Raw genomic sequence first — 25,683 nt, 5'->3', positions numbered from 1 at the left:
CTTCACGCGCCGAGGTGCGGCTCACCCCGCGCCTCGGCCAGTTTCATCTGGCGCTGGCGTTCGCGGAAGCGGGCGCGATCTTCGGGCGCATATTCATCCTTGCAGGCCGGGCAGCAGACACCTTCCTCATAGGTGGGGTCGGCGCGGCCTTCGGGGGTGACCGGGCGGCGGCAGGCCCCGCAAGACGATAGGTTGCCGGGCACGAGGCCGTGCCCGACCGACACACGCTGGTCGAACACAAAGCATTCGCCCTGCCAGAGCGACCGGTCCTGCGGCACCTCTTCAAGGTATTTCAGGATACCACCCTTCAGGTGGAAGACCTCGGTCACGCCCTGCTGCAAAAGCCAGTTCGTCGACTTCTCGCAACGGATTCCGCCAGTGCAGAACATGGCTATCCGCTTGTTGTGAAAGCGTTCCTTGTTCGCATCCCACCAAGCCGGGAATTGGCTGAAGCTGCGGGTGCCGGGGTCCACCGCCCCGGCGAACGTGCCGATCGAAACTTCGTAATCATTGCGCGTGTCGATCACCGCAACATCGGGGGAAGAGATGAGCGCATTCCAATCCGAAGGCGTGACGTAATGGCCCACGCGGGCCTTCGGGTCCACGTCGGGCTGGCCCATGGTGACGATCTCGCGCTTCAGTTTCACCTTCATCTTGCCGAAGGGCATCGTCGCGGCGGGGCTTTCCTTCCAGTCCAGGTCCGCACAGCCCGGCAGCGCGCGGATATGGGCGAGGACGGCGTCGATCCCGGGGCGGGGGCCTGCGATTGTGCCGTTGATCCCTTCCCTGGCCAAGAGGAGCGAGCCCTTCACCCCCTGCGATGCGCAAAGATCGACAAGCGGTCCGCGCAGGGCGGCGGGGTCGGGAAAACGGGTGAAGTGATAGAGCGCGGCAACTGTCAGCATTCGCCGGGGATGCACCCCTTTCCCTGCGATTTCAAGCCGTTCCCATTGACGCAGGGGCGGGGGTTTCCTAGGCAGGGACATTCACCCTTCCGTGAGGCCCGCGATGCGCCCTGTCAACGAAGCCCTGATCGTCATCGACATCCAGAATGATTTCTGCCCCGGCGGTGCGCTGGCGGTGGCTGGTGGAGACGAAATCATAAAAAGAGTCAATGGGTTGATGGATGAGTTTGCGACCGTCATCCTGACGCAGGACTGGCATCCGGCGGACCATTCCTCTTTCGCGTCAAACCATCCCGGCAAGGCGCCCTTCGAGGCGCTAACGATGTCTTACGGCCCTCAGACACTTTGGCCTGATCATTGCATCCAAGGGACAGCGGGCGCTGAATTTCACCCCGATCTTCGCACCGATCCGGCGCAGCTGATCATCCGCAAGGGATTCCGTGCCGGCATCGACAGCTATTCCGCCTTTTTCGAGAATGACCGCAGCACGACGACCGGGCTTATTGGTTATCTGGGCGCGCGCGGGGTGACGGCAGTCACTTTCGTGGGCCTCGCCACCGATTATTGCGTCGCCTATTCGGCGCTGGATGCGGCAAGGCTCGGCCTCAGGGCACGGGTCTTGCTGGGGGCCTGCAGGGGCATCGATCTTGGCGGATCAATGGCGCGGATGATGGACGAGATGCGCGCAGCTGGCGTCGCGCTGGAGGAATGACGTGGTCGATATCGCCACCCGGGTGCACAACCACAACTGGAAGATCGATCCGATCGTCCGGTCACTGATCGATACGGACTTCTACAAGCTGCTGATGTGCCAGTCGATTTTCCGCAACAAGCCGGAGACGACAGTCGTCTTCTCACTGATCAATCGAAGCAGTTCGGTGCGTTTGGCCGATCTGATAGATGAAGGCGAATTGCGCGAACAGCTTGATCATGTGCGATCCCTGTCACTGTCGCGCGGCGAAAGCACCTGGCTGCGCGGAAACATGTTCTATGGCAAACGCCAGATGTTCCGTTCTGATTTCATGGAATGGTTCGAAGCCATGCGCCTGCCGCCCTATCATCTGGAGCGGCGCGATGGGCAATATGAACTGACCTTCGAAGGCAAATGGCCCGAAGTCATGATGTGGGAAATTCCGGCCCTTGCCGTGCTGATGGAACTGCGATCGCGCGCGGTTCTGAAGGGCATGGGGAAGTTCGAGCTTCAAGTCCTGTATGCACGGGCGATGACCCGTCTGTGGGAGAAGATCGAGCGACTGAAGGCGTTGGAAACGCTCAAGATTGCAGACTTTGGCACGCGACGCCGGCATTCCTTCCTGTGGCAAGACTGGTGTGTTCAGGCCATGCAGGAAGGGCTGGGTTCGAAATTCATCGGAACGTCGAATTGCCGGATCGCGATGCGTCGCGACATCGAGGCGATCGGGACAAATGCGCACGAATTGCCGATGGTCTATTCGGCGCTGGCCACAAGCGATGACGAGCTTGCTCAGGCACCCTATCAGGTTCTGGCAGATTGGCATGAGGAGCATGACGGCAATCTGAGGATCATCCTGCCCGATACCTATGGCACCGAGGGTTTTCTGCGAAATGCGCCGGACTGGCTGACGACATGGACGGGAATCAGGATCGATTCCGGCGATCCCGCCAAGGGGGCGGAAACCGCGATCCGCTGGTGGAGGGCGCGGGGCGAGGATCCGACTCAGAAGCTTGTGATCTTCTCAGATGGGCTGGACGTGGAGAAGATCGAGGAACTGCATCGGCAGTTTCATGGAAGGGTCAAGGTATCCTTCGGCTGGGGCACGATGTTGACCAATGATTTCCGAGGCTTGGAGGATGACCGCCTCGCACCGTTCAGCCTTGTCTGCAAGGCGGTGTCGGCGAATGGGCGGCCGACGGTGAAATTGTCGGACAACCCCAACAAGGCGATGGGGCCGGCGGAGGAGATCGAGCGTTACAAGCGGGTGTTCGGCGTGGGCGATCAGGCCGCGCTGGAAGTGACGGTCTAGCCAAGCACGCGACGGATCACCAGATCAGCGCGGGCAAGATGGCGGGCGTGGATCGGATCGTCGGGCGCCAGGCGCGGGATCGTCCAGCCGACCGAGGCCAGAACGCGCGAGAGGGTGAATATCTCTATCGTTTCAATATCTTGCACCCCGTATCCCGCCATCAGTGCGTCACGCAGATCATCGCGGGCGGGTTCGTACTGGTTCTGCGACAGCACGGTTCCAAGGTCGTAAAGGCGGAAGCCGAAACCACTGTCATCAAAGTCGATGAGCGCGAGACCTTGATCCGAAAGAAGGATATTCTCGCGCAGGACATCGGCATGGATCAGTCCAAAGTCACCGCCGCTTTCGGCATGGCGGGTCAGGAACCCGCGGACAGCAGCCCGTGCAGCGGCCAGTGCAGACAATTGTGCATACGACGCGGCGGGATGTTCCCAGAAACGGCCCCAGAGCGGGGCCTCGCCGACCAGCCCGTCGATATCCCATCGGGGCCGGGTGAAGCCGCCCGGACGCGTCGGCAGGGCATCGCTGGCGTCATGGAGTTTCCGCAAGAGGCCGCCAAGGCTGTGGTGCAGTTCGATCTGTCGCGCGACGGGATGAGGAAAGGGTTGACCGGCCGCACCGATGGGGATGCCATCCAGCCAGCGCAGCGCCGAGGCGTGGCGCCCGTCCGGCAGGGTGGCAAGCAGGGCGCCATCGGGCAGCGGCAGGGGTGGGGGAACGGGCAGGCCCATGGCCGCCAGTTCGCCGCACCACCAAAGTTCGGAGCGGATTGCAGCCGCATCCTGATAGCCCGCCCGATGCAGGCGCAGCGCGGCACGGCTGCCATCGGGCAGGATCATTTCATGGACGGCATTTTCGCGCGCGACGATCAGGCGGCGGACCGAACCCTGCCAAAGGGAGGCTGCCTCGGCGGCGCGGGGATCAGTCATCCGCATCCTCGACCCTGCCGCGAAGGGATTTGACCGTGCCCCTGACGGCCTTGGCGGCAAGGCGGCGGCGCTGGCTGCCCAGTGTGGGTTTCGTGGCGATGCGCCGCTTGGGCACCACGAGGGCCTGACGGATGAGGTCGGCCATTCGTTCGCGGGCAATCTCGCGGTTGCGGGCCTGGCTGCGGGTTTCGTCCACCTGCAGGACGATGGCGCCTTCCAGCGTCCAGCGGCGGCCGGCAAGCCGCTTGAGCCGCGCCTTGACGGGGGCGGGTAGATGGGGCGAACGCTCGGCCTCGAACCGCAATTCGACGGCGGTAGAGACCTTGTTCACATTCTGCCCGCCCGGCCCCGAGGCGCGGATGAACTGTTCGGACAGTTCCCAATCGGCGATGGTCAGATGATCGTTGATGCGCAGCATGGCCTGGCGGGGGAAGGGTCTTTGACAAGAGAAAGGGTCGCCCATCAGGCGACCCTTTCCGAGATCCAAGGAGATGGGCCAGTTAGGTTTCAAGCCCAATCAGGTGGTCTGTCTGGCTGAGGGGCTGCCCTCAGAAAACACGCCTCCTGACTGTCCCGACACCTATCTCCAATGTAGCTCTAGACACTGGATCACCTCCTTTCAATGGGTTGCAGATAAGGGGAGGGTGACACAGATTTTGTGTTCGTCAACAGTTTTCACGCAACCTTTGCTGCAAAGCGATGGATCGCAAGACGGAAAGGCAACAAAGCGATCACATCGACGGCGATCTTCACAAGAAGGTCGGCGAAACCAAGGGAAACCCAGAATGGCACCATGGGACCGAACCCGAGAAGTGCCATGGGTTCTGCCGCCCAAGAGACATCGTTTCCGGGTTCAAGGAAGGCAAGACCGGCCGAGAAGGCGATGGTGAAGAAGATCAGCGTGTCGATGGTGGAGCCGATCAGCGTGGAGAGGAAGGGCGCCTTCCACCAGGCCTGCTGGCGCAGGCGATCGAAGATCTGCACATCCGTCAACTGGGCGACAAGGAAGGCGATGCCCGAGCCGATGGCGACGCGCAGGGTGACCAACGGGCCGAATTCGCCCATGATCTGCGTGCCGATGACCGAGCAGATCAGGCCGGTCGCAAAGCCCGCATAGACCACGCGGCGCGCGGCAGCGGGGCCTTCGAGACGGTTCACCACATCGGAAACCAGAAAGGCGAGCGGATAGGTGAAGGCACCCCATGTCAGCCATGTGCCGATCGGGTGCTGGACAAGGATGTTGGAGGCCACAACGACGATGGCCATAGCGAAGACGCCATATAGCGAGATGCGGGTCATGTCTGAACTTTCCGTTTTGACAAGGTCGCGGAGACTTGGCCCCCCGTTCTTCGGGGAACGCGGCGGACCTACGCGCAGGGCGGTGGGATGTCAATCTTTCGCTGGGTCAGCGGGCGGCCCGGATCAGGGGGACAGGCGGTACTCGACGATTTCCGTGGTCTGGAAGAAATTGAAGTTGTCGTCCGAGATCATCGTCGCCCGCAGACTGCCGCCCGCATCGCGCCAGATCGAGACGCCTTCCAGATTGTCATGCTGCCCGGTTCCGGATTCCAGTTCCGTGCGTTCGTCGGTCAGGCTGTCTTCGCCGACGGCAAAGCTGCGCAGGCGACTGGAGAAGCCGGCGATGCCGTGGAATTCGCGTTCGAGGACATAAAGCCGCCCGTCGGGGCCGAAATCGGCACCAACAACCAGATAGCCGCCATCCCGACGCAGCCCGAAGGGTTGATCCCACTTGCCATCCCGATAGCGCCAGACCGGGAAGGGGCGGGTCAACTGGCCGGATCGTTCCGGTATGGTATAGAGCGTGCCATCGGCCGAGACGGCCAGCGCCTCGAGCGCGGAATTCCTTTGCAGGCTGGCGAACTCGCGTGGCGTGATCAGGTTCTGCGCCGGGCCGTCGATGGTGGGATAGCGCAGCACGCGGGCGACATTCTCGAACGAGATATAGACCGAACCATCGGGTGCCACGGCCAGACCTTCGGAATCGTTGCGGCCCGCTTCGAGCGGGGCCTCGAAGCGGCCGCGCAGCAGGCGGGGTTCGGTCAGCGTGGCATCGGTGATCTGATCCTGCGGGCCGCGGGTGAGGGTGCCGCGCAGCCAGGCGCCGCGGTCGGTGATGGCCAGGAAGGAGAGACCGTCCTCCGACATCTCGATCGAGGAAAGGCCGCCGAAGAGTTCGTGGTCAGATTGCAGCGCAAAGGCCCCGACGAAGCCTTCGGAATAAGGCTGGCTGGCGCTGCCTTCAAGGCCAAGAACCAGAAATGCCCCCGCCATCAGCGCGAGGAGAGGACGTTTCGGCATTGCTTGGGCAGATCTGCAAGGGTGTAGTCGCGCGCGCCGCGCTGGCGGGGGGCGGGCTGGGCGTTCGGATCGGGCTTCGGGTTGAGATATTCGTCAGAGACCCACCACATCAGGGTTTCATCGCAGCCATCGCCGCCATTGGACAGGTCGGCGACCGTGGGTTTCTGGGTTTCGCAGTGACGCGCGCCGCGTGGGCATTTCAGGCGGACATGGAAATGGGTGTCATGGCCCTGGATGGGGCGGATCTTCTGCAACCATTTGCGATCGGCGCGGGTGGCGGTTCTGCACATCTCGATCTTGACGGCGGCGGCAACGAAGATGCGGTCGATCCGCGGATCGGAGGCGGCGGCCTTCAGCAGGGCGTGATGCGCCGGGGTCCAGTTCGCGGTGACGCTGCGCTGATCGGCAGAGCGGACGGGGATCGAGGAGATCTCTTCCCTCTCCTGCCGCGAAAGATCGAGACGGCGGGGCGGCAGCATCCAGATATCGGCATCCAGCCCGATCTGGTGGCTGGCATGTCCGCTGGTCATCGGGCCGCCGCGCGGCTGGCTGATATCGCCGATGTAAAGACCGGCCCAGCCGATCTGGCGGGCGGTCTGGCTGAGGTCGACCAGGAAGGCGATGGTTTCGGGATGGCCCCAGTTGCGGTTGCGCGACAGGCGCATGGCCTGCCATGTGGGGCCGGATTCGGGCAGGGCGACAAGGCCATCGGCGCAGCCCTTGGCATAGCTGCCATAGGGCATGGGGCGGGCATCCGTCGGGGTTTCGGCGGCACCGAAAAGCCGGTTCGCCTTGGTTTCCGCAGCCGCAGGCAGGCAGAGCAGCAGCGAGAGGGCCAGACCGGACAGGAATTTCAACATCATGCTTGTTCGCCCCTTGCGCGGACGAAGAATAGCAGAACAAGACCGATGAGGAACATCCCGATCAGCGGCGAAATGCCGATGCGCTGCGATCCGCTTGCCGCGGTGACCAGGGCGATCAGGGCGGGCGAGATGAAGCTGGCCACCTTGCCGGACAGGGCATAAAGGCCGAAGGCCTCGGTCGCGCGGTCGGGGGTGGTGTGGCGCACCATCAGCGTGCGGCTGGCGGCCTGAAGCGCGCCGCCGGCGGCGCCGATGAAGGCCCCGCAGATGAAGAAGATGGTATCGGAGGTGGACCCCGCCGGATCGAAGGGCAGGCCCCACAGGCTTTCGCGGGTCATGCCGACGATGATGATGCAGACGACGATCAGGACAAGGATGCAGAAGGCGATCACCGGCTTCGGGCCGAAGCGGCGGTCGGCCTTTCCGCCGATCCAGCTTGCCACCATGGCCGTGACCGCCCCCACCACGCCGAAGACGCCGATCTGGGTGATTTCCCATCCCAGGACGCCTGAGGCATAGACCCCGCCGAAGCCGTAAAGCGCGTTCAGAGCATCGCGGTAGAAGAGCGAGGAGGCGAGATAGGCCGACAGGCTGCCGCGATAGCGCAGCGAGGCGATCAGATCGCGCAGGCTGGCAAAGGCGTTCCCCAGATGCAGCGGCCGCCTTTCGGTGCGCGGTTCGGTGACCCAGAGGAAGAAGGGCAGCATGAAGACCACATACCAGAGCGCCGTGAAGGGCCCCACGGCGCGCGTGCCTTCGCGCGCCTCGGGATCAAGGCCGAAGATGGGATCAAGGCCGATCAGGGTTTTCCCGGTGGCGCTGTTTTCGGCAAAGAACGCCAGCATCAGCGCCAGCGCCAGAACGCCGCCCAGGTAACCGAAGGCAAAGCCCGTGCCGCTGACCGCGCCGAGTTCGTCATGGTCGGTCAGGCTGGGCATGAGCGCGTTGGTGAAGATGGTGGCGAATTCCATCCCGATGAAACCCAGGCCGAACAGCAGAACCGCCCAGAACAGGTTGTCGCCCCCCGGCGCGATATACCACAGCCCGTAGGAGCCGATGATGTAGAACAGCGAGAAGAACCAGACCCAGATCAGCCGCCGACCGGTGCTGTCGGCAATGGCGCCGAGGAGGGGGGCCAGAAAGGCGATGATGACCGAGGATATGGCAAGACCCGCGCCCCAATAGGCCTGCGCGGCAGCCCCTGCCGCATCGGCATCCAGCCCTTCGGACATATAGTAGCCCCGGGCGATCTCGGCGAAGTAGGGGCCGAAGATGAAGGTGAGCAACAGGGTGTTGTAGGGCTGGCTGGCCCAGTCGAAGAAGAACCAGCCCCAGATGCGCTTTTTCGCGCTGACTTCGGTCGCCATCCCTGCCCCCTGCCCCATCGGCCTTTGGCGCTGAGTGAATCGCGAAACCGGCCCCGGCGCAAGCGGCGCGATTCAGATCTGAGGCGGCCAGGGGCGGGTGTCTTCGGCGGCAATCCAGTTCCGGACGAATTCAGGGAGAGGCGGGCTCTCATCCGGTTGGCCCAGCGCGGCCAGCACCTGGGCCGGGGGCACGATTCCCGCGCGCGAGGTGACGGCCGAGCGGAGGATCATGTGGCTGGTGCATTCATCGCCCTTCCACATGGATTGTTCGATGTAGAGGAACCGGTGATCCCATCCGATGCAGCGGCTGTGCATCGTGACCCGTTCAAAGGCGCGGACGCGGCGGCGATAGCGGACCGTATTGCCAGCCACCGTCAGGCCCCAGCCCCGCGCCAGCAGCACAGACTTGAGCCCGGTGCGGACGCCAAGCGGGATGCGACCCAGATCATAGAGCGTCAGCGTACGGCCATTGTTCAATTCGACCCAAGGGTCGAGATCCCAGGGCCAGCAGAGATGCGTGCTGACATGGCTGCCCAACAGGGAAAGCGGAGGAGCCTTGCGGAACTTCCACAACTCTTTGGCCATGCGAAGGAAGGGATACATCGGCGACTCCTGTCAGGGCCGGGCCGGGTTGCCCCTTCCCGGACCCGAGGTCAAGGCGCGACGCTGCGGAAGGGCGTTGCCCTTTTGGTGTTCAACCGCTACCTCTGCACACAATCCCTAGTATGCGGAGGCCCAAGAATGACCTCGATCCTGCAAATCCTGCTTTTGATCCTGGATATCGCCCAATGGATCATCCTGGCCCATATCATCATGAGCTGGCTGATCAATTTTCAGGTTCTGAACCTGCGCCAGCCCCTTGTGGCCCAGATCTGGGACGGGTTGAGCCGCCTGCTGGAACCGATCTATTCGCGGGTGCGGTCCGTCCTGCCCAATCTGGGCGGCATCGACCTTGCGCCCCTGGTGGTGCTGCTGGGCGTCTATGCGATCAGGATCGTGCTGATCAACAACGCCGCCGCCTTCTACTGAGCCTTGCGAAACCTTAACCTTTGACCGGGCAGACTGATCCCGGTCGATTTCCTGTCCGGTCCCCTGATCCGCCTGTGATGTCTGATCCCGAAACGCTGCTTCGTTCCGTCTTTGGCTTTCCCGGCTTTCGCCCGGGTCAGGCCGAGATCGTGGATGCGGTGCTGGCGGGGCGGAACACGCTGGCCATCATGCCGACGGGCGGGGGAAAATCGCTGTGCTTCCAGTTGCCCGCGCTGTGCCGTGAGGGTGTGACCGTTGTGATTTCGCCCCTGATCGCCCTGATGCGGGATCAGGTGCGCGGCCTGCGCGCCGCCGGGGTGGAGGCGGGGGCGCTGACCTCTGGCAATACCGAAGCCGAGACGGAAGAGGTCTTTGCCGCGCTGGACGCGGGACGGCTGAAGCTGCTTTACATGGCGCCCGAGCGGCTTGCCTCTGGCGCGACATTGCCGATGCTGCGGCGGATCGGCACCAGGCTGATCGCCGTGGACGAGGCGCATTGTGTCAGCCAGTGGGGGCATGATTTCCGGCCCGATTACCTGAAGATCGGCGAATTGCGGCGCGCGCTGGATGTGCCGCTGGCCGCCTTTACCGCGACGGCGGATGAAGAGACGCGGGGCGAGATCGTCAATCGCCTGTTCGACGGGGCAAAGCCGGCCACCTTTCTGCGGGGGTTCGACAGGCCCAACATCCATCTGGCCTTTGCCGTGAAGGACAATCCGAGGACGCAGATCCTGCGCTTTGCCGCCGCGCGGCAGGGGCAATCGGGGATTGTCTATTGCGCGACGCGGGCCAAGACCGAAACGCTGGCACAGGCGCTGCGCGAGGCGGGACATTCGGCCTGCCACTATCACGGCGGTATGGAGGCCGAGGAGCGGCGGCAGGTAGAGATCCGCTTTCAGCGCGAGGATGGGCTGATCGTGGTGGCGACCATCGCCTTCGGCATGGGGATCGACAAGCCGGATATCCGCTGGGTAGCCCATGCCGATCTGCCGAAGTCGATCGAGGGGTATTATCAGGAGATCGGCCGCGCGGGCCGTGACGGGGCGGCGGCGGAAACCATGACGCTCTATGGGCCCGACGATATCCGCCTGCGGCGCACACAGATCGACGAGGGCCTTGCCCCGCCGGATCGGAAGGCCGCGGATCATGCGCGGCTGAACGCGCTTCTGGGGCTGGCCGAGGCTGCGGCCTGCCGAAGGCAGGTGCTGCTGGGCTATTTCGGCGAGCGCGCCGAACCTTGCGGGAATTGCGATCTGTGCGACCGGCCCGCAGAATTGTTTGATGCGACAGAAGCCGTGCGCAAGGCGCTGTCGGCGATACTGCGGACGGGGGAATGGTTCGGCGCCGGGCATCTGATCGACATCCTGACCGGATCCGCCACGCCCAAGGTGCGCGAGAAGGGGCATGACGCGCTGCCCACATTCGCGGTGGGGCGCGACCTGACCAAGGCTGCCTGGGGGGCGGTGTTCCGGCAGATGATGGGGCGCGATCTGGTGCGCCCCGATCCCGAGCGGCATGGCGCGCTGCGGATGACCGAAGAGGCGCGGCCCATCCTGCGGGGCGAGGCGTCGATCACCCTGCGCAAGGATACGATTGATGCGGCCCGGCCCAGTGTTGCGGTGAAGGCGCTGGTATCGGATGAGGACGCGCCGCTGCTTTCGGCGCTGAAGGCCAAGCGGCGGGCGCTGGCCGAGGCACAGGGTGTGCCGGCCTATGTGGTATTCCCGGACCGGACCCTGATCGAGATGGCCGAGAAGCGGCCTGCGACGATGGACGCGATGGCCGGGATTACCGGGGTGGGGGCGAAGAAGCTGGAAAGCTATGGGGCCGAGTTCCTTTCGGTGATCTGCGGCGCGGCAGAGGTGCTGCACCCGCAGCGGATGCGGCTGGCCGGGCGCGCGGCGGGGCCGGTCTTCGACCGGCTGGCCGATGTGCAACTGGCGCTGTCGCGGGGCGAGGACGGGACGGGAAAATACCTGTCGGTGACGCATTCGACCCTGCGGCTGATCGCGGAGCGGCGGCCCGGTTCGCTGGCCGAACTGGAGCGGATCCAGGGCATGGGAGAGCAGAAGGTGGAGCGGTTCGGCCAGGCCTTCCTTGAGGTCTTGCGCGAGGCGTGAGTCGGGCTAGGTCCGGCTTGCGGGCGGGCGGCGAGAGGAGACAAAGATGCTGTGTGTGATTTCCCCTGCCAAGCGACTGGATGAGGCGGCGGCGGCGCTGCCTGCCGGGCTGGAACCAAGCCAGCCCCTCTTTGCCGCCGATGCGGCACGGCTGGCGCGCATCGCGCGCGGGCTGGGGGTCGAGGATCTGCAAAGGCTGATGGGGATTTCGGAACCGCTGGCGCGGCTGAACGTGGAACGCTTCCGCGCCTTTTCCGCACGGCCCGATGCGGCGCGGCTGAAGGCGGCGGCCTTCTGCTTTGACGGCGATACCTATGCCGGGCTGGAGGCGAAGACGCTGGATGCGGATGCGCTGCGTTGGGCGCAGGGGCATCTGCGGATCCTGTCCGGGCTGTACGGGCTGTTGCGACCGCTGGACCTGATCCAGCCCTACCGGCTTGAGATGGGCAGCAGGCTGGCCAATCCGCGGGGTGCGGATCTCTACGCCTGGTGGGGCAACCGGCTGGCGCGGGCGCTGAATGGCGACGCAAAGGCGGTAGGGGCGACGGCGCTGGTGAATTGCGCGTCGCAGGAATATTTCGGCGCGGTCGATCAGAAGGCGCTGAAGCTGCCGGTGATCACCCCCGTCTTTCTGGAGGGGCGGGGGGGCGATGCGAAGATCGTCTCCTTCTTCGCGAAGAAGGCACGCGGGGCGATGGCGCGGTTCATCGCAGAACACCGCCTGACCGATCCGGCCGATCTGCGTGGCTTCGATCTGGGCGGCTACGGCTTTTGCCCGGATCTTTCGGATGCGCGCCGGCTGGTCTTCCAGCGCGACAGGGTGGCGGAAGACGCGGCCTGACGGCAGGTCTCAGGCCGCGCTGCTTTGCGCGGGGGCCTGGTCGGATGCGGCTCCGAGCAGGGCATCAGGCGGGCAGAATTCCAGCAGGACGCCCAGAATCTCTGTCTTGCGGAGGGGTTTTGTCAGATGCCGGTCGATCCCGGCGGCGAGGATGCCCTGACTGTCTTCCTCCATCGCATGGGCCGTCAGGGCGATGATGGGGACATGGGCACGGCCTGCCTCGGCCGTGCGGATTTCGCGCGCGGCGGAACAGCCGTCAAGTTCCGGCATGGAGATATCCATGAAGACAAGGTCCGGGCGGAAATCCTGCCAAAGCTGGACGGCCTGCCGCCCGTTATCGGCAAAGCGCAGGTCAAGATCGAGTTCGCGCACCATCTTTGCCAGGACAAGCTGGTTGGTCTTGTTGTCTTCGGCGGCCAGCACGCGCATGGGCCGCATTTCGGGCGTCGCGGCGGCGACAAGGGGCAGGCTGCCGCCGGTCTGCCGCGTCAACGCCCGGTAAAGATCGGCGCGAAGGACGGGCTTGACGAGAACTTCCTGAACAGTTCCCTCGGCGCGGGCGGCTTCGGCGGCGGGCAGGCTGTCAGGCGCGACCATGAGGATGACCGGCAGGGACGCCCCCTGAGCAGCGATCTGGCGGCACAGGGCCAGACCGTCGATCCCGTCGGGGCCATGATCGGCGAGGACCGCGTCATGCTGGCCCGCCCGGGCCTGATGAACCGCTTCTTCGACGCTGCGGCAGGCCGTAAGCTCAACCCCGAAGGGGGCAAGCTGGCGTTCAAGGATCGTGCGGTTCGTGGGGTTACCCGCGCAGATCAGCAGGCGGTGCAGGCTGGTGGGCATGCGGGCGGGCGGCACCTCTTCGGCGACAGGCAGCGTGACCGCGAAACCGAAGCAGGAGCCCTGCCCGAGGGTACTGTCGACCCAGATTTCCCCTTCCATCCGTTCGATCAGGCGGCGGGTGATGGCCAGGCCAAGGCCGGTGCCTTCGTAGCGCCGGTTGCTGGCATCATCGACCTGGGTGAATTCGCCGAATATGCGGTCAAGCTGATCGGCGGCGATGCCGATGCCGGTATCTTCGACGGTGATGTGCAGGCGGGCGGTTTCCGGCCCGAGATCGGCCCCCACGACGCGGACAAGAACCTGACCCGCCTTCGTGAACTTTACCGCATTTCCCATGAGATTGGTCAGCACCTGCCGCAGGCGGCCAGGATCGCCGACAAAGCGGGTGGGAAGGAACATGTCGTAATCCGTGAGCAGTTCGATCCCGCCGGCCCGGGCCTGAGGCTGCAGCAGGATCGCGGTTTCATGGATCAGGCGTTCCAGATCGAAGGGTTCGGGATGCAGGACAAGATGCCCCGCCTCGATCTTTGAATAGTCGAGGACATCATTGATGATGGTCAAGAGCGCCTCGCCGGAAGAGCGGATGGTTTCGGCAAACAGGCGCTGTTCTTCGGTCAGGTCGGTTCCGCACAGCAGTTCGGCCATGCCGACGACGCCGTTCATGGGGGTGCGGATCTCATGGCTCATGTTGGCGAGGAAGGCCGATTTGGCGCGATTGGCCGCCTCAGCCGCGATGCTGGCCGCGCGCAGGGTTTCCTGCGCCCGTCGTTCCGCCGTGATGTCCGAGCGCAGGCCGACGCGCCCGCCATCGGGCGTGGCCTGATCCTGCGCAAGGATCCAGCGCCCATCGGCAAAGCGCTGTTCGACCGCGCCCGAAGCGGCCCGGTAATCGGCAAGGCGTTCGGCAAGCCATGCCTCTTCGCGGCCTGCGGCATCGGCGTGAAGGCCAAGGGCAAGGCTGTGGCGCAGCAGATCCTCGAACCGGGTGTCGCGGCGGATCATGTCGGGTGGCAGGGCATAGAGATCGCGGTAGCGCTGGTTGCACATCATCAGCCTGTCATGGCTGTCGAAAATGACAAAACCATCGGGGATCGCCTCGATCGCGGCGCGCAGGCGCATCTCGGCGGTGATGTCGATGGCGAGGCAGACCCTGTCACCGTCGCGGGCGCGGCTGTCTTCCAGGCGGATCCATCGGCCAGTTCGCAGCGCAATCTCGACCGGGGGGATCTGGTCCTGCGCGATACGGGCACACATGGCGGTGATCCAGTCCTCGGGTTCCTGATCCAGGATCAGAAGGGGGGAAATGGCCTGAAGCAGGTCGCGGTAGGGCATGCCGGGGGTAACGCTGCCGGCCGGAAAGGGATGCTGGAACGAGTGGTTGGCAAGAAGCAGGCGGTCATCGCCATCGAAAACGGCAAAACCGTCGCGGATCACGTCGATCGAGGTGCGCAACCGCCGTTCGGCCATGACGGCCGCCGTATGCGCCCGATCCAGATCGCCGAGATAGCGTTCGTTCTGGCCTTTCAGGCGATCCGCTTCGGATCGGGCGGCGCGGGCGGACTGACGCTCCTCCACCACGCGTTCGGAAAGGGCTCGCGCCTGAAGCGCCAGCTTTTCGTTGGCGGCGGCAAGTTCCCGGCTTTTCCATTCCAGATGCCGTTCCGCCGCAAGCCGCGCGCGCCGTTCCTGTGCCAGACGTTCTGCCGAAAGTGTCATGCGAAAACCGATTCCCCGCTGATGCGCTTCCCAGCATCGGAGAGGTCGGTGAATCGGGGGTAAACGCGGATCGGAATTGACGACTCATTGCAAGACGGGGCGGGCGCATGTCAGACTCGGGCAGATAGCTTCAGTCATGGTATCCACATGCGCCTTTTCGCCCTTCTGATTTCCCTTCTGGTCGCGGGGCATGCGCTGCCGCTTGCGGCGCAGGAACTGGTTCCCGCCAAGCGTCTGGTGATGATGCAGGACATGGATCTTCCAGGCGGGGATTTCGCATCAGCCTTCGACACCACGCTGGAAGCCTGCGAGCGCGCCTGTCTGGCCAATGACGGCTGCGAGGCGCTGACCTTCAACAGCCGGAACGGATCGTGCTTCATGAAGGCGGGGCCGGGCGAGGGGACGCCCTATGCGGGGGCTGTTTCGGCCCTGGTACGGACGGCGGCGGCAGATGCGGGCGCGCGGGCTGCCATCCGCCGGGGCGAGCTGACCTTCGTGCAGGACTGGGAGTTTTCGGCGGTGACGGCACAGGCGCAGGGCCTGGCCAAGGAGCATATGGCGGGCGGCTGGACGCTGGCGGAATTGCAGGCCGCCGCGCGGGATGCCGAGATGCAGGGGGATGCCGTTTCGGCCGCCTGGTATGCGGGGGGGGCGGTCACGCTTTCGGATGCGGCGGGAGACTGGGCGGATTATGCAAGGCTGCTTTTCGCTGCGGGCGAAATGCAGGGGCCGGATCAGCAGGCGCAGCGCGAACGTGCCCTTCAGGCGGCGGTGAACGGCTATCTGAGGGCCGACGGCGCGGCAGAGCGGCATACGGTTCTGGTGACGATGGGCCTTGTGCTGGAGCGGCTGGGACGCGGAGGCGATACGGTCAAGGCGCTGCGTCTGGCGCAAGCGCTGCAGACGCGGGATGACACGGCGGCGCTTCTGGCCGACATGGCGGGGAAATACGGCTTTCGCATCGTGGAAAACAGGGTGGAAAGCGACAGCGCGCGGCCGCGCATCTGTGCGACCTTCTCCGAAGATCTGGTGGCGAAGGGGGTGGATTATGCCAGCTTTGTGCAACTGGATGAGCCGGGCCTGACGGTCAGCGCGCAGTATCGCGATATCTGCGTGGAAGGGCTGACCCATGGGCAACGCGCCACGGTGACCTTCCGCGAGGGGTTGCCTGCGGCGGATGGGCAGGAACTGGCGGCCTCGGTCGACATCACGCAATACATCCGCGACCGGTCTGCCGGGGTGCGGTTCCCCGGGCGGGCCTATGTGCTGCCGAGAACGGGCGATCCGGCGCTGCCGGTGGAGACGGTGAATACCGAGGCGCTGGATCTTGTGCTGTATCGGGTGACGGACAGGAACCTGATCCGGGCCTTCCAGAACGGCTATCTGTCGGCCCCGATGGCGGAATGGCAGGAGTATGATTTCAGCGCCCAGACCGGCACGGAAGTCTGGCGCGGGACGGCCGATGTGGGGATGGAGGTGAACCGCGACATCACCACGCGGCTGCCCATGGCAGAGGCGCTGGCGGGGCAAGGGGCAGGGGTCTATGCGCTGCGCGCCGCGATCCCGGGCAAGGAGGCCTGGCAGGTTCCAGCAGGGTGGCAGTGGTTCACGGTATCGGACCTTGCGCTGACGACGCTGAGCGGGGTGGACGGGCTGCATGTCTTTGTCCGGTCGCTGGGAACGGCCGAGGCCAAGGCAGGGGTTTCGGTCGAGCTTCTGTCGAACGGGAACGAGGTGCTGGGCAAGGCCGCCACGGATGATCAGGGCTACGCGCGGTTCGACGCGGGGCTGACCAAGGGCGTGGGGGCGGCGGCGCCCGCGCTGATCGTGGCGCGCGAGGGCGAGGCGGATGTGGCCTTCCTGTCGCTGAACGATCCCGAATTCGACCTGTCGGATCGCGGGGTAGAGGGGCGTGAGGCCGCGCCGCCGGTCGATGTGTTCCTGTCCACGGATCGCGGCGCCTATCGGGCGGGGGAGACGGTCCATGCCACGGCACTCGCACGGGATTCCGGGGCAGCGGCGATTGACGGGCTGCCCTTGACGGTGGTGGTGAAGCGCCCCGATGGCGTGGAACATGCGCGGCAGGTGGTGAACGATTGGGGCGGCGGCTATGCGATCTCGCAGCCCATCCTTGCCGGTGCGCCGCGGGGCGTCTGGCGGATGGAGGTGCTGGCCGATGCCGATGCGCCCCCGCTGACATCCACCACCTTTCTTGTCGAGGATTTCCTGCCGGAGCGGATCGATTTCGACGTCGCCCTGCCCGAAGGGCTGCGGCCCGGCGAGGTGGCAGAGATCGGGGTGACGGCGCGCTATCTGTTCGGCGCGCCGGGGGCAGATCTGGCGGTGGAAGGCGAAGTGCTGCTGCGCGCAGCGGCTGGCCTGCCGGGATGGGACGGTTACCGCTTTGGTCCGCATGACGCGCCATTCAGCGCCGTGATGCAGGGTTTCGATCCGGCGCGGACGGATGCGGCGGGTCTGGCGACGGTGCCGGTCGTTCTGCCCGACGTCGGCGATCCCGGCATGCCACTGGAGGCGCGGGTTGCCGTCCGGGTGGCCGAAGGATCGGGACGGCCCGTGGAGCGGGTATCGACGGTGCCTTTGGCTGCAAGCGGGCCGATGATCGGCGTGCGGCCCATGTTCGACGGCGTGGTGGCCGAGAATGCCGAGGCGCGGTTCTCGCTGGCGGGGGTCGGGGTGGATGGCACGGCCATCGCTATGGCGGCGCGCTGGGAACTGGTGCGGATCGAGACGACCTATCAGTGGTATCAGTCCTACGGCAACTGGATGTGGGAACCCGTCACGCGGCGCGAGAGGGTGGCCGAGGGCGAGGTTGCGCTTGATGGCGCGACCGAGATCGCGGTGCCGGTGAAGTGGGGCGAATATGTGCTGACCGTCTCGCAGGCGGACGGGGTGGCGGTGACCTCTGTTCCGTTCAGCGCGGGCTGGTTTGCCGCGGCGGATGCGGCGGCGACGCCGGACATGCTGGAGCTTTCGCTGGACAAGGCGGCCTATGTGGCGGGGGATGTGGCCAGGCTGCGGCTGGTGCCGCGTTTCGCGGGCAAGGCGGTGGTGATGGTGCTGTCGAACCGTCTGATCGCGATGCAGGCGGTGGATGTTGCGGAAGGCGAGAACAGCATCGAACTGCCCGTGACGGATGACTGGGGCGCGGGCGTCTATGTGACCGCGCAGGTGCTGCGGCCGATGGATGTGGCGGCGGGGCGCAATCCGGCGCGGGCGCTGGGATTGGCCCATGCAGGCGTGGACCCCGGCGCGCGGGCCTTGACCGCGACAGTGGACGTTCCGGCAGAAGTCGATCCGCGCGGGGTATTGCCGGTGGCGGTGAAGGTGGATGGCCTGACCGAGGGTGAGGCGGCCTATGTGACGATTGCCGCCGTGGATCAGGGGATATTGAACCTGACGGGCTTCACCGCGCCTGATCCGCAGGCCCATTACTTCGGGCAGCGCAAGCTGGGCGTCGGCATCCGCGATATCTACGGCCGACTGATCGACGGGATGAACGGCGCCGAAGGCGTGGTGCGATCCGGTGGCGATGCAGGCGCGCAGGCGCGGTTGCAGGCCCCCCCGCCCACGGAGGAGTTGGTGGCCTATTTTACCGGACCGGTCGAGGTGGGCACCGATGGCCTTGCGCGGACAGAGTTCACGCTGCCTGCCTTCAACGGAACGGTGAAGGTGATGGCAGTGGCCTGGTCGAAGACCGGCGTCGGACAGGCGAGCGCGGATGTGCTGGTGCGCGATCCGGTGGTCGTCACGGCATCGCTGCCGCGCTTCATGGCGCCGGGGGATGAAAGCCGGGTGCTGCTGGAGATTGTCCATGCAACCGGGCCCTTCGGGACCATGCAATTGGCCGTCGAGGGGCGCGGGGTGACAGTGGGCGATGCTCCGGCGACGGTCGATCTGGCCGAGAAGGGCAAGCAGGTGATCGCGGTTCCGGTGACGGCGGGTGACGAGGGCGTGCAGGAGATCGCGGTGTCGCTGACCACGCCGGACGGGAAGGTGCTGGAGAAGGTGCTGTCGCTGCCGGTGCAGCGCAACGATCCCGAAGTCGTGCGGGTATCGCGTTTCGATCTGGCAGCGGGGCAAAGCTTCGCCTTCGACGATGCGGTGCTGGCGGGGTATCTGCCGGGTGCGCGGGCGACCTTGGCAATCGGGCCGCTTGCGCGGCTGAATGCGCCGGGGCTTCTGGCGTCGCTGGACCGCTATCCCTATGGCTGCACGGAACAGATGACATCGAAGGCCATGCCGCTGCTTTACTTCGACGAGGTGGCGCGGGCGATGTCGCTTCCCTGGGCCGAGAATGTGCAAGGCCGGGTGCAGGAGGCGATTGCAGAGATCCTGACCAATCAGGGCGCTGAGGGGGGATTTGGTCTCTGGTCGCCGGGGTCGGGGGATCTGTGGCTGGATGCCTATGTGACCGACTTCCTGTCGCGTGCGAAGGCGCGCGGCTTCGTCGTGCCGGATGCGGGCTTTCGCATGGCGCTGGACAATCTGCGCAACCAGGTGAACTTTGCCCCCGATTTCGACTTTGGCGGCGAGGCGCTGGCCTATGCGCTGATGGTGCTGGCGCGGGAGGGCGCGGCGGCAATCGGCGATCTGCGCTACTATGCCGATGTGAAGGGCGATGCCTTTGCGACGCCAACCGCGATGGCGCAGCTTGGCGCGGCCCTGGCGGCCTATGGCGAGCAGACGCGGGCCGATGCGATGTTCGCGCGGGCCGGGGCGGCGCTGGATGCAGGCGCGCAGGAGACGGAGCAACTGTTCCGCGCGGATTACGGAACGGGCTATCGCGACGCGGCGGCCGTGCTGACGCTGGCAGTCGAGGCGGGGTCGAACGCGGTGGACCGTGAGGCGCTGACCAACCGGATCGCCACGTCGGGGCTGCTTTCGACGCAGGAAAGCACCTGGGCGCTGCTGGCGGCGAATGCGCTGATCGACCGGCCGGAGGTTTCTGGGGTATCGATCGACGGGCAACCCGCCGAAGGGCCGCTGGTGGAGATGCGTTCGCTGGGGGCCGCCCCTGTGACCGTGGCAAATGGCGGGGCGGATACGATACTGACTGTCACCACCTTTGGCGTGCCGGAAGGGGATGAGGCGGCATCGGGCAATGGCTATGCGATCAACCGCAGCTATTTCGCCCTGGACGGAACGCCGATGGACCCCGCAACCGTGAAGGTCGGGACGCGGATGATCGCCGTGCTGGAGGTGATCCCGTTCGGCAGGGGCGAGGCGCGGCTGATGGTGGCCGACCCGCTGCCTGCCGGGTTCGAGATCGACAATCCGAACCTGATGACAGGGGGCGCGGTGCCCGCTTTGGCGGGGCTTGGGCTGATGGATTTCGTGACCCATGCCGAATATAGGCAGGACCGCTTCCTCGCCGCTGTTGACCGGATGGACAATGCGCCCTTCCGGTTGGGCTATGTGGTGAGGGCGGTATCGCCGGGGGTGTTCCGGCATCCGGCGGCCTCGGTCGAAGACATGTACCGCCCCGATTTCCGCGCGGTGGGGGCAGCAGGCCAGGTGAGTGTGACGGAGTGATCCGGGCTCGGGGCGTCCTTGCGCTGGCGGCGGGCCTGTGGCTTGCCGCCCTTGCGCGTGACGGGTTCGACGATTGGGTGGCGCGGACGGTGCTGCCCCCGCTGGTGCCGGACACCTCGGTTCTGGTCGAGGATCGCGCGGGAAGCCTGCTGCGTGCCTATACGGTGGCGGATGGACGCTGGCGGCTGGCCGTCGCGCCGGATGAGGTGGACCCTGTCTTTCTCGAGATGCTGATCGCCTATGAGGACGGACGTTTCCGCGATCATGGGGGGGTGGATCCGCGGGCGCTGGCGCGGGCAGTGGCGCAGGCGGTGTGGAATGGCGGGGTGGTATCGGGCGGATCGACCCTGACCATGCAGGTGGCGCGGCTGCTGGAGGAAAGCGGAACGGGCCGGATCGAAGGCAAGCTCAGGCAGATGCGGGTGGCGCTGGCGCTGGAACGACGGCTGACCAAGGATCAGATACTGGGGCTTTACCTGCTGCTTGCGCCCTATGGCGGGAATATCGAAGGGGTGCGGGCCGCGACGCTGGCCTATTTCGGGAAGGAGCCATGGCGGTTGACGCCCGCCGAGGCGGCGCTGCTGGTGGCCATTCCGCAAAGCCCGGAAAGCCGCAGGCCGGATCGGCATGCCGGGCGAGCGGCGGATGCGCGGGCGCGGGTGCTGGCGCGGGCGGTGGGCAAGGGGATCATTGCGGCGGATCAGGCCGAGGCGGCAGAGCGCGAGGTGGTGCCCGTGGCGCGGCGTGCCGTGCCCGCCATCGCGCCGCATCTGGCAGACAGGGCGCGGGTGGCAGAGCCGATGGCGCGCGTGCATCGGCTGACCATCGACCTGCGGGTTCAGGTCGCGCTGGAGCAACTGGCCGCCGAAACGGTGCAGCATCAGGGCGAGCGGCTGCAGGTTGCCATGGTCGTGGCGGATCATGCGACGGGGGAGATACTGGCCTCGGTCGGGTCGGCGGCGTTCCGGGCGGATGCGCGGCAGGGGTTTGTCGACATGACGCAGGCGCTGCGGTCGCCGGGATCGGTGCTGAAACCGCTGGTCTATGCGCTGGCCTTCGACGAAGGGCTGGCCCATCCCGAAACGATGATCGAGGACCGCCCGACGCGGTTCGGAAGCTATGCGCCGCAGAATTTCGACAGGGTCTATCGCGGCACGGTTCGGGTGCGGGATGCGTTGCAGATGTCGCTGAACATTCCGGTGGTGGAACTGACCGAGGCGATGGGGCCTGCCCGCCTGCTGGTGGCGCTGGACAAGGCGGGCGTGGGATATCGCCTGCCGCCGGGGGAGGCGGGGCTTGCGATCTCGCTTGGCGGGATCGGGGTCACGTTGCAGGACATGGTGCAGCTTTACGCGGGGCTGGCGCGGGGTGGCGTGGCCTTGCCCTTGCGGTGGCGTGAGGACGGTGTGTCGGAGGAAGGCGCGCGGGTCGTGTCACGGGCGGCCGCGTGGCAGGTGGGGGATATTCTGGCGGGGCTGGCCCCGCCGCCGGGCGCGCCGGAGAACCGGTTGGCCTACAAGACCGGCACCAGCTATGGCCATCGCGACGCCTGGGCGATCGGGTTTGACGGGCGGCATGTGGTGGGCGTCTGGCTGGGACGGGCGGATGGGACGCCCGTGCCGGGCGTCTTTGGCGCTGACCTTGCCGCGCCGGTGCTGTTTCAGGCCTTTGCGCGGCTGAAACCCGCGCTTGACCCGCAGCCCCCTGCCCCGCCGGAAACCCTGCTGGTGGCCAATGCGCAATTGCCCGCGCCGCTGCAACGGTTCAGGGCGCGCGGCGCGGTGTTCGAGGTGGGGCGCGATGCGCCCGCCGTGGCCTTTCCGCCCGACGGGGCCGAGGTGGAGCGCCTGCCGGACGGCGTGATGGTGCGGGTGGAGGGGGGGCGTGCGCCCTTCACATGGCTGGCCGATGGCGCGCCGATGGTGACGGGAGAGCGCGCGCGCGAGGTGGTGTTGCCGCTGATGGGGGCAGGGTTCACGACGCTGTCGGTGATCGACGCCGAGGGGCGCAGCGCCCGGGCGCGGGTAAGGTTGAGATGAGGGACCCCGCCCCGGGCCTGACCCGGGGCCTCATGCCATGCAGGGGAGCGCGGGGCGAGGTGGAGGTCCCGGGTCAGGCCCGGGACGGGGTTTCGATATTCATTCGCCGCGGCGAAAGACGCGGCAACGGCAGGGGCTAGACCCGTTCGATGGCGACCGAGATGCCCTGACCGCCGCCAATGCACATGGTCAGAAGCGCGGTCCCCTGCCCGGTGCGTTCCAGCGCGTGCAGCGCCTTCACGGCAAGGATCGCCCCTGTCGCCCCGACGGGATGACCCAGCGCGATGGCCCCGCCTGCCGGGTTCACCTTGGCGGGATCGAGGTTCAGGGCGCGGGAGACGGCGATGGCCTGCGCGGCGAAAGCCTCGTTGCTTTCGACAAGGTCGAAATCCTGCGGGGTCATGCCGAGTTTGGCGCAGAGGGCCTGCGTGGCGGGGATGGGGCCAAGGCCCATCACCGATGGGTCCACACCCGCCACGGCATAGCCCATGATCCGGGCGCGGACGCCGTCGCGGCGGCCTTTCGACAGGATCAGCGCGGCGGCACCGTCATTGATGCCGGAGGCATTGCCTGCGGTCACGGTGCCATCCTTCTGGAAGACGGGTTTCAGGCCGGAAAGCGCGTCGAGCGAGCTGGCCTTGGGGTGTTCGTCGCGGTCGAAGGTGACGGGGCCCTTGCGCGAGGGAACCTCGACCGGCGTGATCTCGGCGGTGAACCAGCCTTCGGCCAATGCGCGGGCGGCGCGGGTCTGGCTTTCAAGCGCGAAGGCGTCCTGATCGGCGCGGCTGATGCCATGCCGGGCTGCGACGTTCTCCGCCGTGACGCCCATATGGCCGGTGCCGAAGGGGCAGGTCAGCGCGCCGGTCATCATGTCGACCGCGCGGGTGTCGCCCATCTTCATCCCAAAGCGAGCGGCGGGCAGGATATGGGGGGAGCGGGACATGCATTCCGCCCCGCCCACAAGCGCGAGTTCGGCATCGCCGAGCATCAGCGCCTGCGCGCCCGAGACGATGGCCTGAAGCCCGGAACCGCAGAGGCGGTTGACGTTCATCGCGGGCGTTCCCTGCGGCACGCCCGCCTGCATGGCGGCGACGCGCGAGAGATACATGTCGCGCGGTTCGGTGTTGATCACATGGCCGAAGACGGTTGTGCCGATGGTGGCGGGGTCGATCCCTGCGCGGGCGATGGCGGCGCGGCCGGCGGTGGTGGCAAGGTCGATGGGCGCGATGCCCGCCAGCGATCCGCCGAAGGTGCCAATGGCGGTGCGCGCGCCGGAAAGGATGTAGATGTCGGTCATGTCTGCCCCCTGCCCTGTGATATGGCGCAGGATGGCACGGCTTGCGCAGGGATGCAGCGATGACGTGGCGTTGCGCCAGGCTGTCGCGGTTGCGATTGACAGTTCCGGGCCGGCGGGGGACATCTGCGCCGAATTCCTTTGCATGAGATTCCCCTTTGTCTTCGCTCATCCGCACCCATGCCGCGCTGTTGATCGCCGGTATCCTGACCTTTGCGATCATGGGGGCGGGGCAATCGCTCTATGGCCCTGCCCTTCCCGCCTTTGCGCGGGAATTCGGGCTGACGGTGGGTCAGGCCGGGTGGCTGGTATCGGCGCTGTGGATCGGGTCGGCGACCGGGGTTGCGCTGATGTTCTTCCGGGGGCGGCAGGTGACGCCGCGCCATGCGCTGGGGGTGATGGTCGCGGGATCGGGGATCATCGCGGCAGGCATCGGCTGGTGGCCGACGCTGGCGGGATCGGTGATCTTCGGGATGGGCTATGGCATTTCGACGGTGGTGTTCAATCCACGTGTGCTGCGGGCCTTCGGTGCCAAGGGGCCGTCGATGGTGAGCCTTCTGAACGCCATGTTCGCCGTTGGGGCGATTGCCGCGCCGCTGGGTTTCGTGGCGATCGGATCCAACCCGCAGCTGGCCTTTGCCGTTGTGGCGGGCCTGTGCGCGCTGATCTGGCTGGTGGCGGGCACGGGAGACCGGGTCGAGGAGGCGGCAGCGGGCGTGGCCACGAAACCCTATCGCTTCCGGGGGAGGCTGTTGTGCTTTGGCGTGGTCTGCATCGGGGTGGAGGCCTGCCTGATCGGGCTTGGCCCCACCGCGCTGATCACGGCGGGGGCAAGCGAGGAGACGGCGGCGCGGGCGCTTTCGGGGTTCTTCGTGGCCTTCCTGATCGCGCGGACGGCGCTGGTCTTTGTCGCGCATCTGGTGCCGCCCTTTACCATCTATGCGGGCGCGATGACGGGGGCGGCGGTTTGCGCCCTTGGGGCGGTGATCCTGCCGGCGGTGCCCTTCTTCATGGCGATGGGGGCCTTTGCGGGGCTGTTCTTCCCCGGCTTTTTCGTGACCGCCTCGCGGGTGATGGGGGATGACCCGCGCGTGACGCCCACGATCATCGCGGCGGGGCTGGTGGGGGGGATATCCTCGCCCGTGATCCTTGGCTGGCTGGTCGAGGGGATGGGGGAACGGGGGTTCTTCCAGATCATGGCCGGGCTGACGCTGGCCACCTGTGGCGCGGCGCTTTTCCTGCTGCGGCGGATCAATGCCGAGGTGGCGCGCGGCTGAGGCGATCAGCCCCCAGCCTGCCAGACCTTCACCGCATCCAGCGGCCAGAGCAGCATCAGGATATTGAGGGCAAGCCCGTCACGTATGAGCCATGTCGTCAGCGCCTCGAAGAAGACGATGATCGCGACCGAGGCCCAGACGGGCAGGATGCGGGCAAGGAAGAAACCCGCGATCATCGCCACGATATCGGCGACCGAGTTGATGACGCTGTCGCCGTAGTAATCAAGCGAGATGGTGACGGAGCGGTAGCGTTCGATGACGGCTTCGGAATTCTCCACGATCTCCCACGCGCTTTCGATGAGGGTGGCGATGGTGAGGCGCCATGCGAAGGAGAGGCGGCGGGCGGTGAGGTGGAGAAGGCCGTAGAACAGAAGGCCGTGGATGAGGTGCGAGGGGGTATACCAATCGGTCAGGTGCTGCGAATTCTCGGAACTGACGGTCTGGCCGTGCCAGAGCTTCACATAGCCGCATTCGCAGATCGGCACGCGCCCGACATGCCAGAGCCAGTAGGCCGTGAGAAGAAGGATCAGAAGGGTAAGGGCATGGGCAAGGCGATTGTCACGGATCATTCTGGGGCACCTTCTG

The 25,683-nt window shown here is 66.0% G+C and carries 19 protein-coding genes; 8 read left to right on the top strand and 11 right to left on the bottom strand.

Annotated features, from left to right (window positions below):
• Positions 1 to 2 precede the first annotated feature (2 nt).
• Positions 3 to 905 carry an oxygen-dependent tRNA uridine(34) hydroxylase TrhO gene (gene trhO, locus G5V65_RS04330; RefSeq protein WP_165047353.1) on the bottom strand — a complete coding sequence of 301 codons (903 nt, stop codon included), beginning with the start codon at positions 903 to 905 and terminating at the stop codon, positions 3 to 5.
• A 103-nt stretch (positions 906 to 1,008) separates the two neighbouring features.
• Between trhO and pncA the strand changes: the two genes are divergently transcribed.
• Together pncA and pncB are read left to right on the top strand one after the other, a co-directional pair.
• A complete protein-coding gene (pncA, locus tag G5V65_RS04325; protein WP_165047352.1) occupies positions 1,009 to 1,617 on the top strand; it encodes a bifunctional nicotinamidase/pyrazinamidase in 609 nt (202 codons plus the stop codon).
• A 1-nt stretch (position 1,618) separates the two neighbouring features.
• Complete coding sequence (gene pncB, locus G5V65_RS04320; protein ID WP_165047351.1) at positions 1,619 to 2,908, top strand: nicotinate phosphoribosyltransferase; 1,290 nt, start codon at positions 1,619 to 1,621, stop codon at positions 2,906 to 2,908.
• On the opposite strand, the gene G5V65_RS04315 is transcribed toward pncB, so the two are convergent.
• From G5V65_RS04315 to G5V65_RS04285, 7 genes are all read right to left on the bottom strand, one after another.
• Complete coding sequence (locus G5V65_RS04315; RefSeq protein WP_165047349.1) at positions 2,905 to 3,837, bottom strand: phosphotransferase enzyme family protein; 933 nt, start codon at positions 3,835 to 3,837, stop codon at positions 2,905 to 2,907. The two genes, pncB and G5V65_RS04315, sit on opposite strands and share 4 nt — an antisense overlap.
• Positions 3,830 to 4,255 (bottom strand): alternative ribosome rescue aminoacyl-tRNA hydrolase ArfB, encoded by a 426-nt coding sequence (arfB, locus tag G5V65_RS04310; RefSeq protein WP_165047348.1) that lies wholly within the window; start codon positions 4,253 to 4,255, stop codon positions 3,830 to 3,832. Before arfB ends, G5V65_RS04315 begins: the two co-directional genes overlap by 8 nt.
• A gap of 257 nt (positions 4,256 to 4,512) precedes the next feature.
• Entirely contained in the window at positions 4,513 to 5,136 is a 624-nt protein-coding gene (locus G5V65_RS04305) for a queuosine precursor transporter (protein ID WP_165047347.1), read from the bottom strand.
• Positions 5,137 to 5,259: 123 nt separating this feature from the next.
• Positions 5,260 to 6,156 (bottom strand): esterase-like activity of phytase family protein, encoded by an 897-nt coding sequence (locus tag G5V65_RS04300; RefSeq protein ID WP_165047346.1) that lies wholly within the window; start codon positions 6,154 to 6,156, stop codon positions 5,260 to 5,262.
• Positions 6,129 to 7,016, bottom strand: coding sequence for a penicillin-insensitive murein endopeptidase (gene mepA, locus G5V65_RS04295; RefSeq protein ID WP_165047543.1), 888 nt, complete (start codon positions 7,014 to 7,016; stop codon positions 6,129 to 6,131). Before mepA ends, G5V65_RS04300 begins: the two co-directional genes overlap by 28 nt.
• Positions 7,016 to 8,386, bottom strand: coding sequence for an MFS transporter (locus G5V65_RS04290; protein WP_165047344.1), 1,371 nt, complete (start codon positions 8,384 to 8,386; stop codon positions 7,016 to 7,018). Before G5V65_RS04290 ends, mepA begins: the two co-directional genes overlap by 1 nt.
• Before the next feature lie 72 nt (positions 8,387 to 8,458).
• The gene (locus G5V65_RS04285; protein ID WP_165047343.1) at positions 8,459 to 8,989 is read right to left on the bottom strand and encodes an acyl-CoA thioesterase; all 531 of its coding nucleotides are present in this window, start codon (positions 8,987 to 8,989) and stop codon (positions 8,459 to 8,461) included.
• 138 nt (positions 8,990 to 9,127) lie between these two features.
• Here G5V65_RS04285 and G5V65_RS04280 point away from each other — a divergent pair, with 138 nt between their 5' ends.
• From G5V65_RS04280 to yaaA, 3 genes are all read left to right on the top strand, one after another.
• The gene (locus G5V65_RS04280; protein ID WP_165047342.1) at positions 9,128 to 9,415 is read left to right on the top strand and encodes a YggT family protein; all 288 of its coding nucleotides are present in this window, start codon (positions 9,128 to 9,130) and stop codon (positions 9,413 to 9,415) included.
• 77 nt (positions 9,416 to 9,492) lie between these two features.
• A complete protein-coding gene (recQ, locus tag G5V65_RS04275; protein WP_165047341.1) occupies positions 9,493 to 11,535 on the top strand; it encodes a DNA helicase RecQ in 2,043 nt (680 codons plus the stop codon).
• A 46-nt stretch (positions 11,536 to 11,581) separates the two neighbouring features.
• Positions 11,582 to 12,376 carry a peroxide stress protein YaaA gene (gene yaaA / locus G5V65_RS04270; RefSeq protein WP_165047340.1) on the top strand — a complete coding sequence of 265 codons (795 nt, stop codon included), beginning with the start codon at positions 11,582 to 11,584 and terminating at the stop codon, positions 12,374 to 12,376.
• Between the two features lie 9 nt (positions 12,377 to 12,385).
• On the opposite strand, the gene G5V65_RS04265 is transcribed toward yaaA, so the two are convergent.
• The gene (locus G5V65_RS04265) at positions 12,386 to 14,935 is read right to left on the bottom strand and encodes a PAS-domain containing protein (RefSeq protein ID WP_165047339.1); all 2,550 of its coding nucleotides are present in this window, start codon (positions 14,933 to 14,935) and stop codon (positions 12,386 to 12,388) included.
• Between the two features lie 147 nt (positions 14,936 to 15,082).
• Between G5V65_RS04265 and G5V65_RS04260 the strand changes: the two genes are divergently transcribed.
• Positions 15,083 to 20,488 carry an alpha-2-macroglobulin family protein gene (locus tag G5V65_RS04260; protein WP_165047338.1) on the top strand — a complete coding sequence of 1,802 codons (5,406 nt, stop codon included), beginning with the start codon at positions 15,083 to 15,085 and terminating at the stop codon, positions 20,486 to 20,488.
• The gene (gene pbpC, locus G5V65_RS04255) at positions 20,485 to 22,527 is read left to right on the top strand and encodes a penicillin-binding protein 1C (protein ID WP_165047337.1); all 2,043 of its coding nucleotides are present in this window, start codon (positions 20,485 to 20,487) and stop codon (positions 22,525 to 22,527) included. Before G5V65_RS04260 ends, pbpC begins: the two co-directional genes overlap by 4 nt.
• 136 nt (positions 22,528 to 22,663) lie before the next feature.
• Here pbpC and bktB read toward each other — a convergent pair whose 3' ends face one another.
• Positions 22,664 to 23,824, bottom strand: a complete 1,161-nt coding sequence (gene bktB / locus G5V65_RS04250; RefSeq protein WP_165047336.1) for a beta-ketothiolase BktB — start codon at positions 23,822 to 23,824, stop codon at positions 22,664 to 22,666.
• Between the two features lie 155 nt (positions 23,825 to 23,979).
• On the opposite strand from bktB, the gene G5V65_RS04245 reads away from it, so the two are divergent.
• On the top strand, positions 23,980 to 25,098 hold the full coding sequence (locus G5V65_RS04245; protein ID WP_165047335.1) for an MFS transporter: 1,119 nt from the start codon (positions 23,980 to 23,982) through the stop codon (positions 25,096 to 25,098).
• A 5-nt stretch (positions 25,099 to 25,103) separates the two neighbouring features.
• Here the strand turns inward: G5V65_RS04245 and G5V65_RS04240 are convergent, their stop codons facing one another.
• Positions 25,104 to 25,667, bottom strand: coding sequence for a DUF2585 domain-containing protein (locus tag G5V65_RS04240; RefSeq protein ID WP_165047334.1), 564 nt, complete (start codon positions 25,665 to 25,667; stop codon positions 25,104 to 25,106).
• Between the last annotated feature and the right edge of the window lie 16 nt (positions 25,668 to 25,683).

Source organism: Paragemmobacter kunshanensis, assembly GCF_011059185.1.
In the GTDB taxonomy this organism is placed as follows: domain Bacteria; phylum Pseudomonadota; class Alphaproteobacteria; order Rhodobacterales; family Rhodobacteraceae; genus Paragemmobacter; species Paragemmobacter kunshanensis.
This window is presented reverse-complemented; position numbering and strand designations above follow the sequence as displayed.

What these genes read in the sequence shown, in the direction of transcription:
- G5V65_RS04280 (WP_165047342.1), top strand. Translation starts at nt 9,128, where the DNA reads ATGACCTCGATCCTGCAAATCCTGCTTTTGATCCTGGATATCGCCCAA.
- trhO (WP_165047353.1), bottom strand. Translation starts at nt 905, where the DNA reads ATGCTGACAGTTGCCGCGCTCTATCACTTCACCCGTTTTCCCGACCCC.
- mepA (WP_165047543.1), bottom strand. Translation starts at nt 7,016, where the DNA reads ATGTTGAAATTCCTGTCCGGTCTGGCCCTCTCGCTGCTGCTCTGCCTG.
- bktB (WP_165047336.1), bottom strand. Translation starts at nt 23,824, where the DNA reads ATGACCGACATCTACATCCTTTCCGGCGCGCGCACCGCCATTGGCACC.
- G5V65_RS04305 (WP_165047347.1), bottom strand. Translation starts at nt 5,136, where the DNA reads ATGACCCGCATCTCGCTATATGGCGTCTTCGCTATGGCCATCGTCGTT.
- recQ (WP_165047341.1), top strand. Translation starts at nt 9,493, where the DNA reads ATGTCTGATCCCGAAACGCTGCTTCGTTCCGTCTTTGGCTTTCCCGGC.
- G5V65_RS04240 (WP_165047334.1), bottom strand. Translation starts at nt 25,667, where the DNA reads ATGATCCGTGACAATCGCCTTGCCCATGCCCTTACCCTTCTGATCCTT.
- G5V65_RS04315 (WP_165047349.1), bottom strand. Translation starts at nt 3,837, where the DNA reads ATGACTGATCCCCGCGCCGCCGAGGCAGCCTCCCTTTGGCAGGGTTCG.
- G5V65_RS04285 (WP_165047343.1), bottom strand. Translation starts at nt 8,989, where the DNA reads ATGTATCCCTTCCTTCGCATGGCCAAAGAGTTGTGGAAGTTCCGCAAG.
- G5V65_RS04290 (WP_165047344.1), bottom strand. Translation starts at nt 8,386, where the DNA reads ATGGCGACCGAAGTCAGCGCGAAAAAGCGCATCTGGGGCTGGTTCTTC.
- G5V65_RS04300 (WP_165047346.1), bottom strand. Translation starts at nt 6,156, where the DNA reads ATGCCGAAACGTCCTCTCCTCGCGCTGATGGCGGGGGCATTTCTGGTT.
- yaaA (WP_165047340.1), top strand. Translation starts at nt 11,582, where the DNA reads ATGCTGTGTGTGATTTCCCCTGCCAAGCGACTGGATGAGGCGGCGGCG.
- G5V65_RS04265 (WP_165047339.1), bottom strand. Translation starts at nt 14,935, where the DNA reads ATGACACTTTCGGCAGAACGTCTGGCACAGGAACGGCGCGCGCGGCTT.
- arfB (WP_165047348.1), bottom strand. Translation starts at nt 4,255, where the DNA reads ATGCTGCGCATCAACGATCATCTGACCATCGCCGATTGGGAACTGTCC.
- G5V65_RS04260 (WP_165047338.1), top strand. Translation starts at nt 15,083, where the DNA reads ATGCGCCTTTTCGCCCTTCTGATTTCCCTTCTGGTCGCGGGGCATGCG.
- pncA (WP_165047352.1), top strand. Translation starts at nt 1,009, where the DNA reads ATGCGCCCTGTCAACGAAGCCCTGATCGTCATCGACATCCAGAATGAT.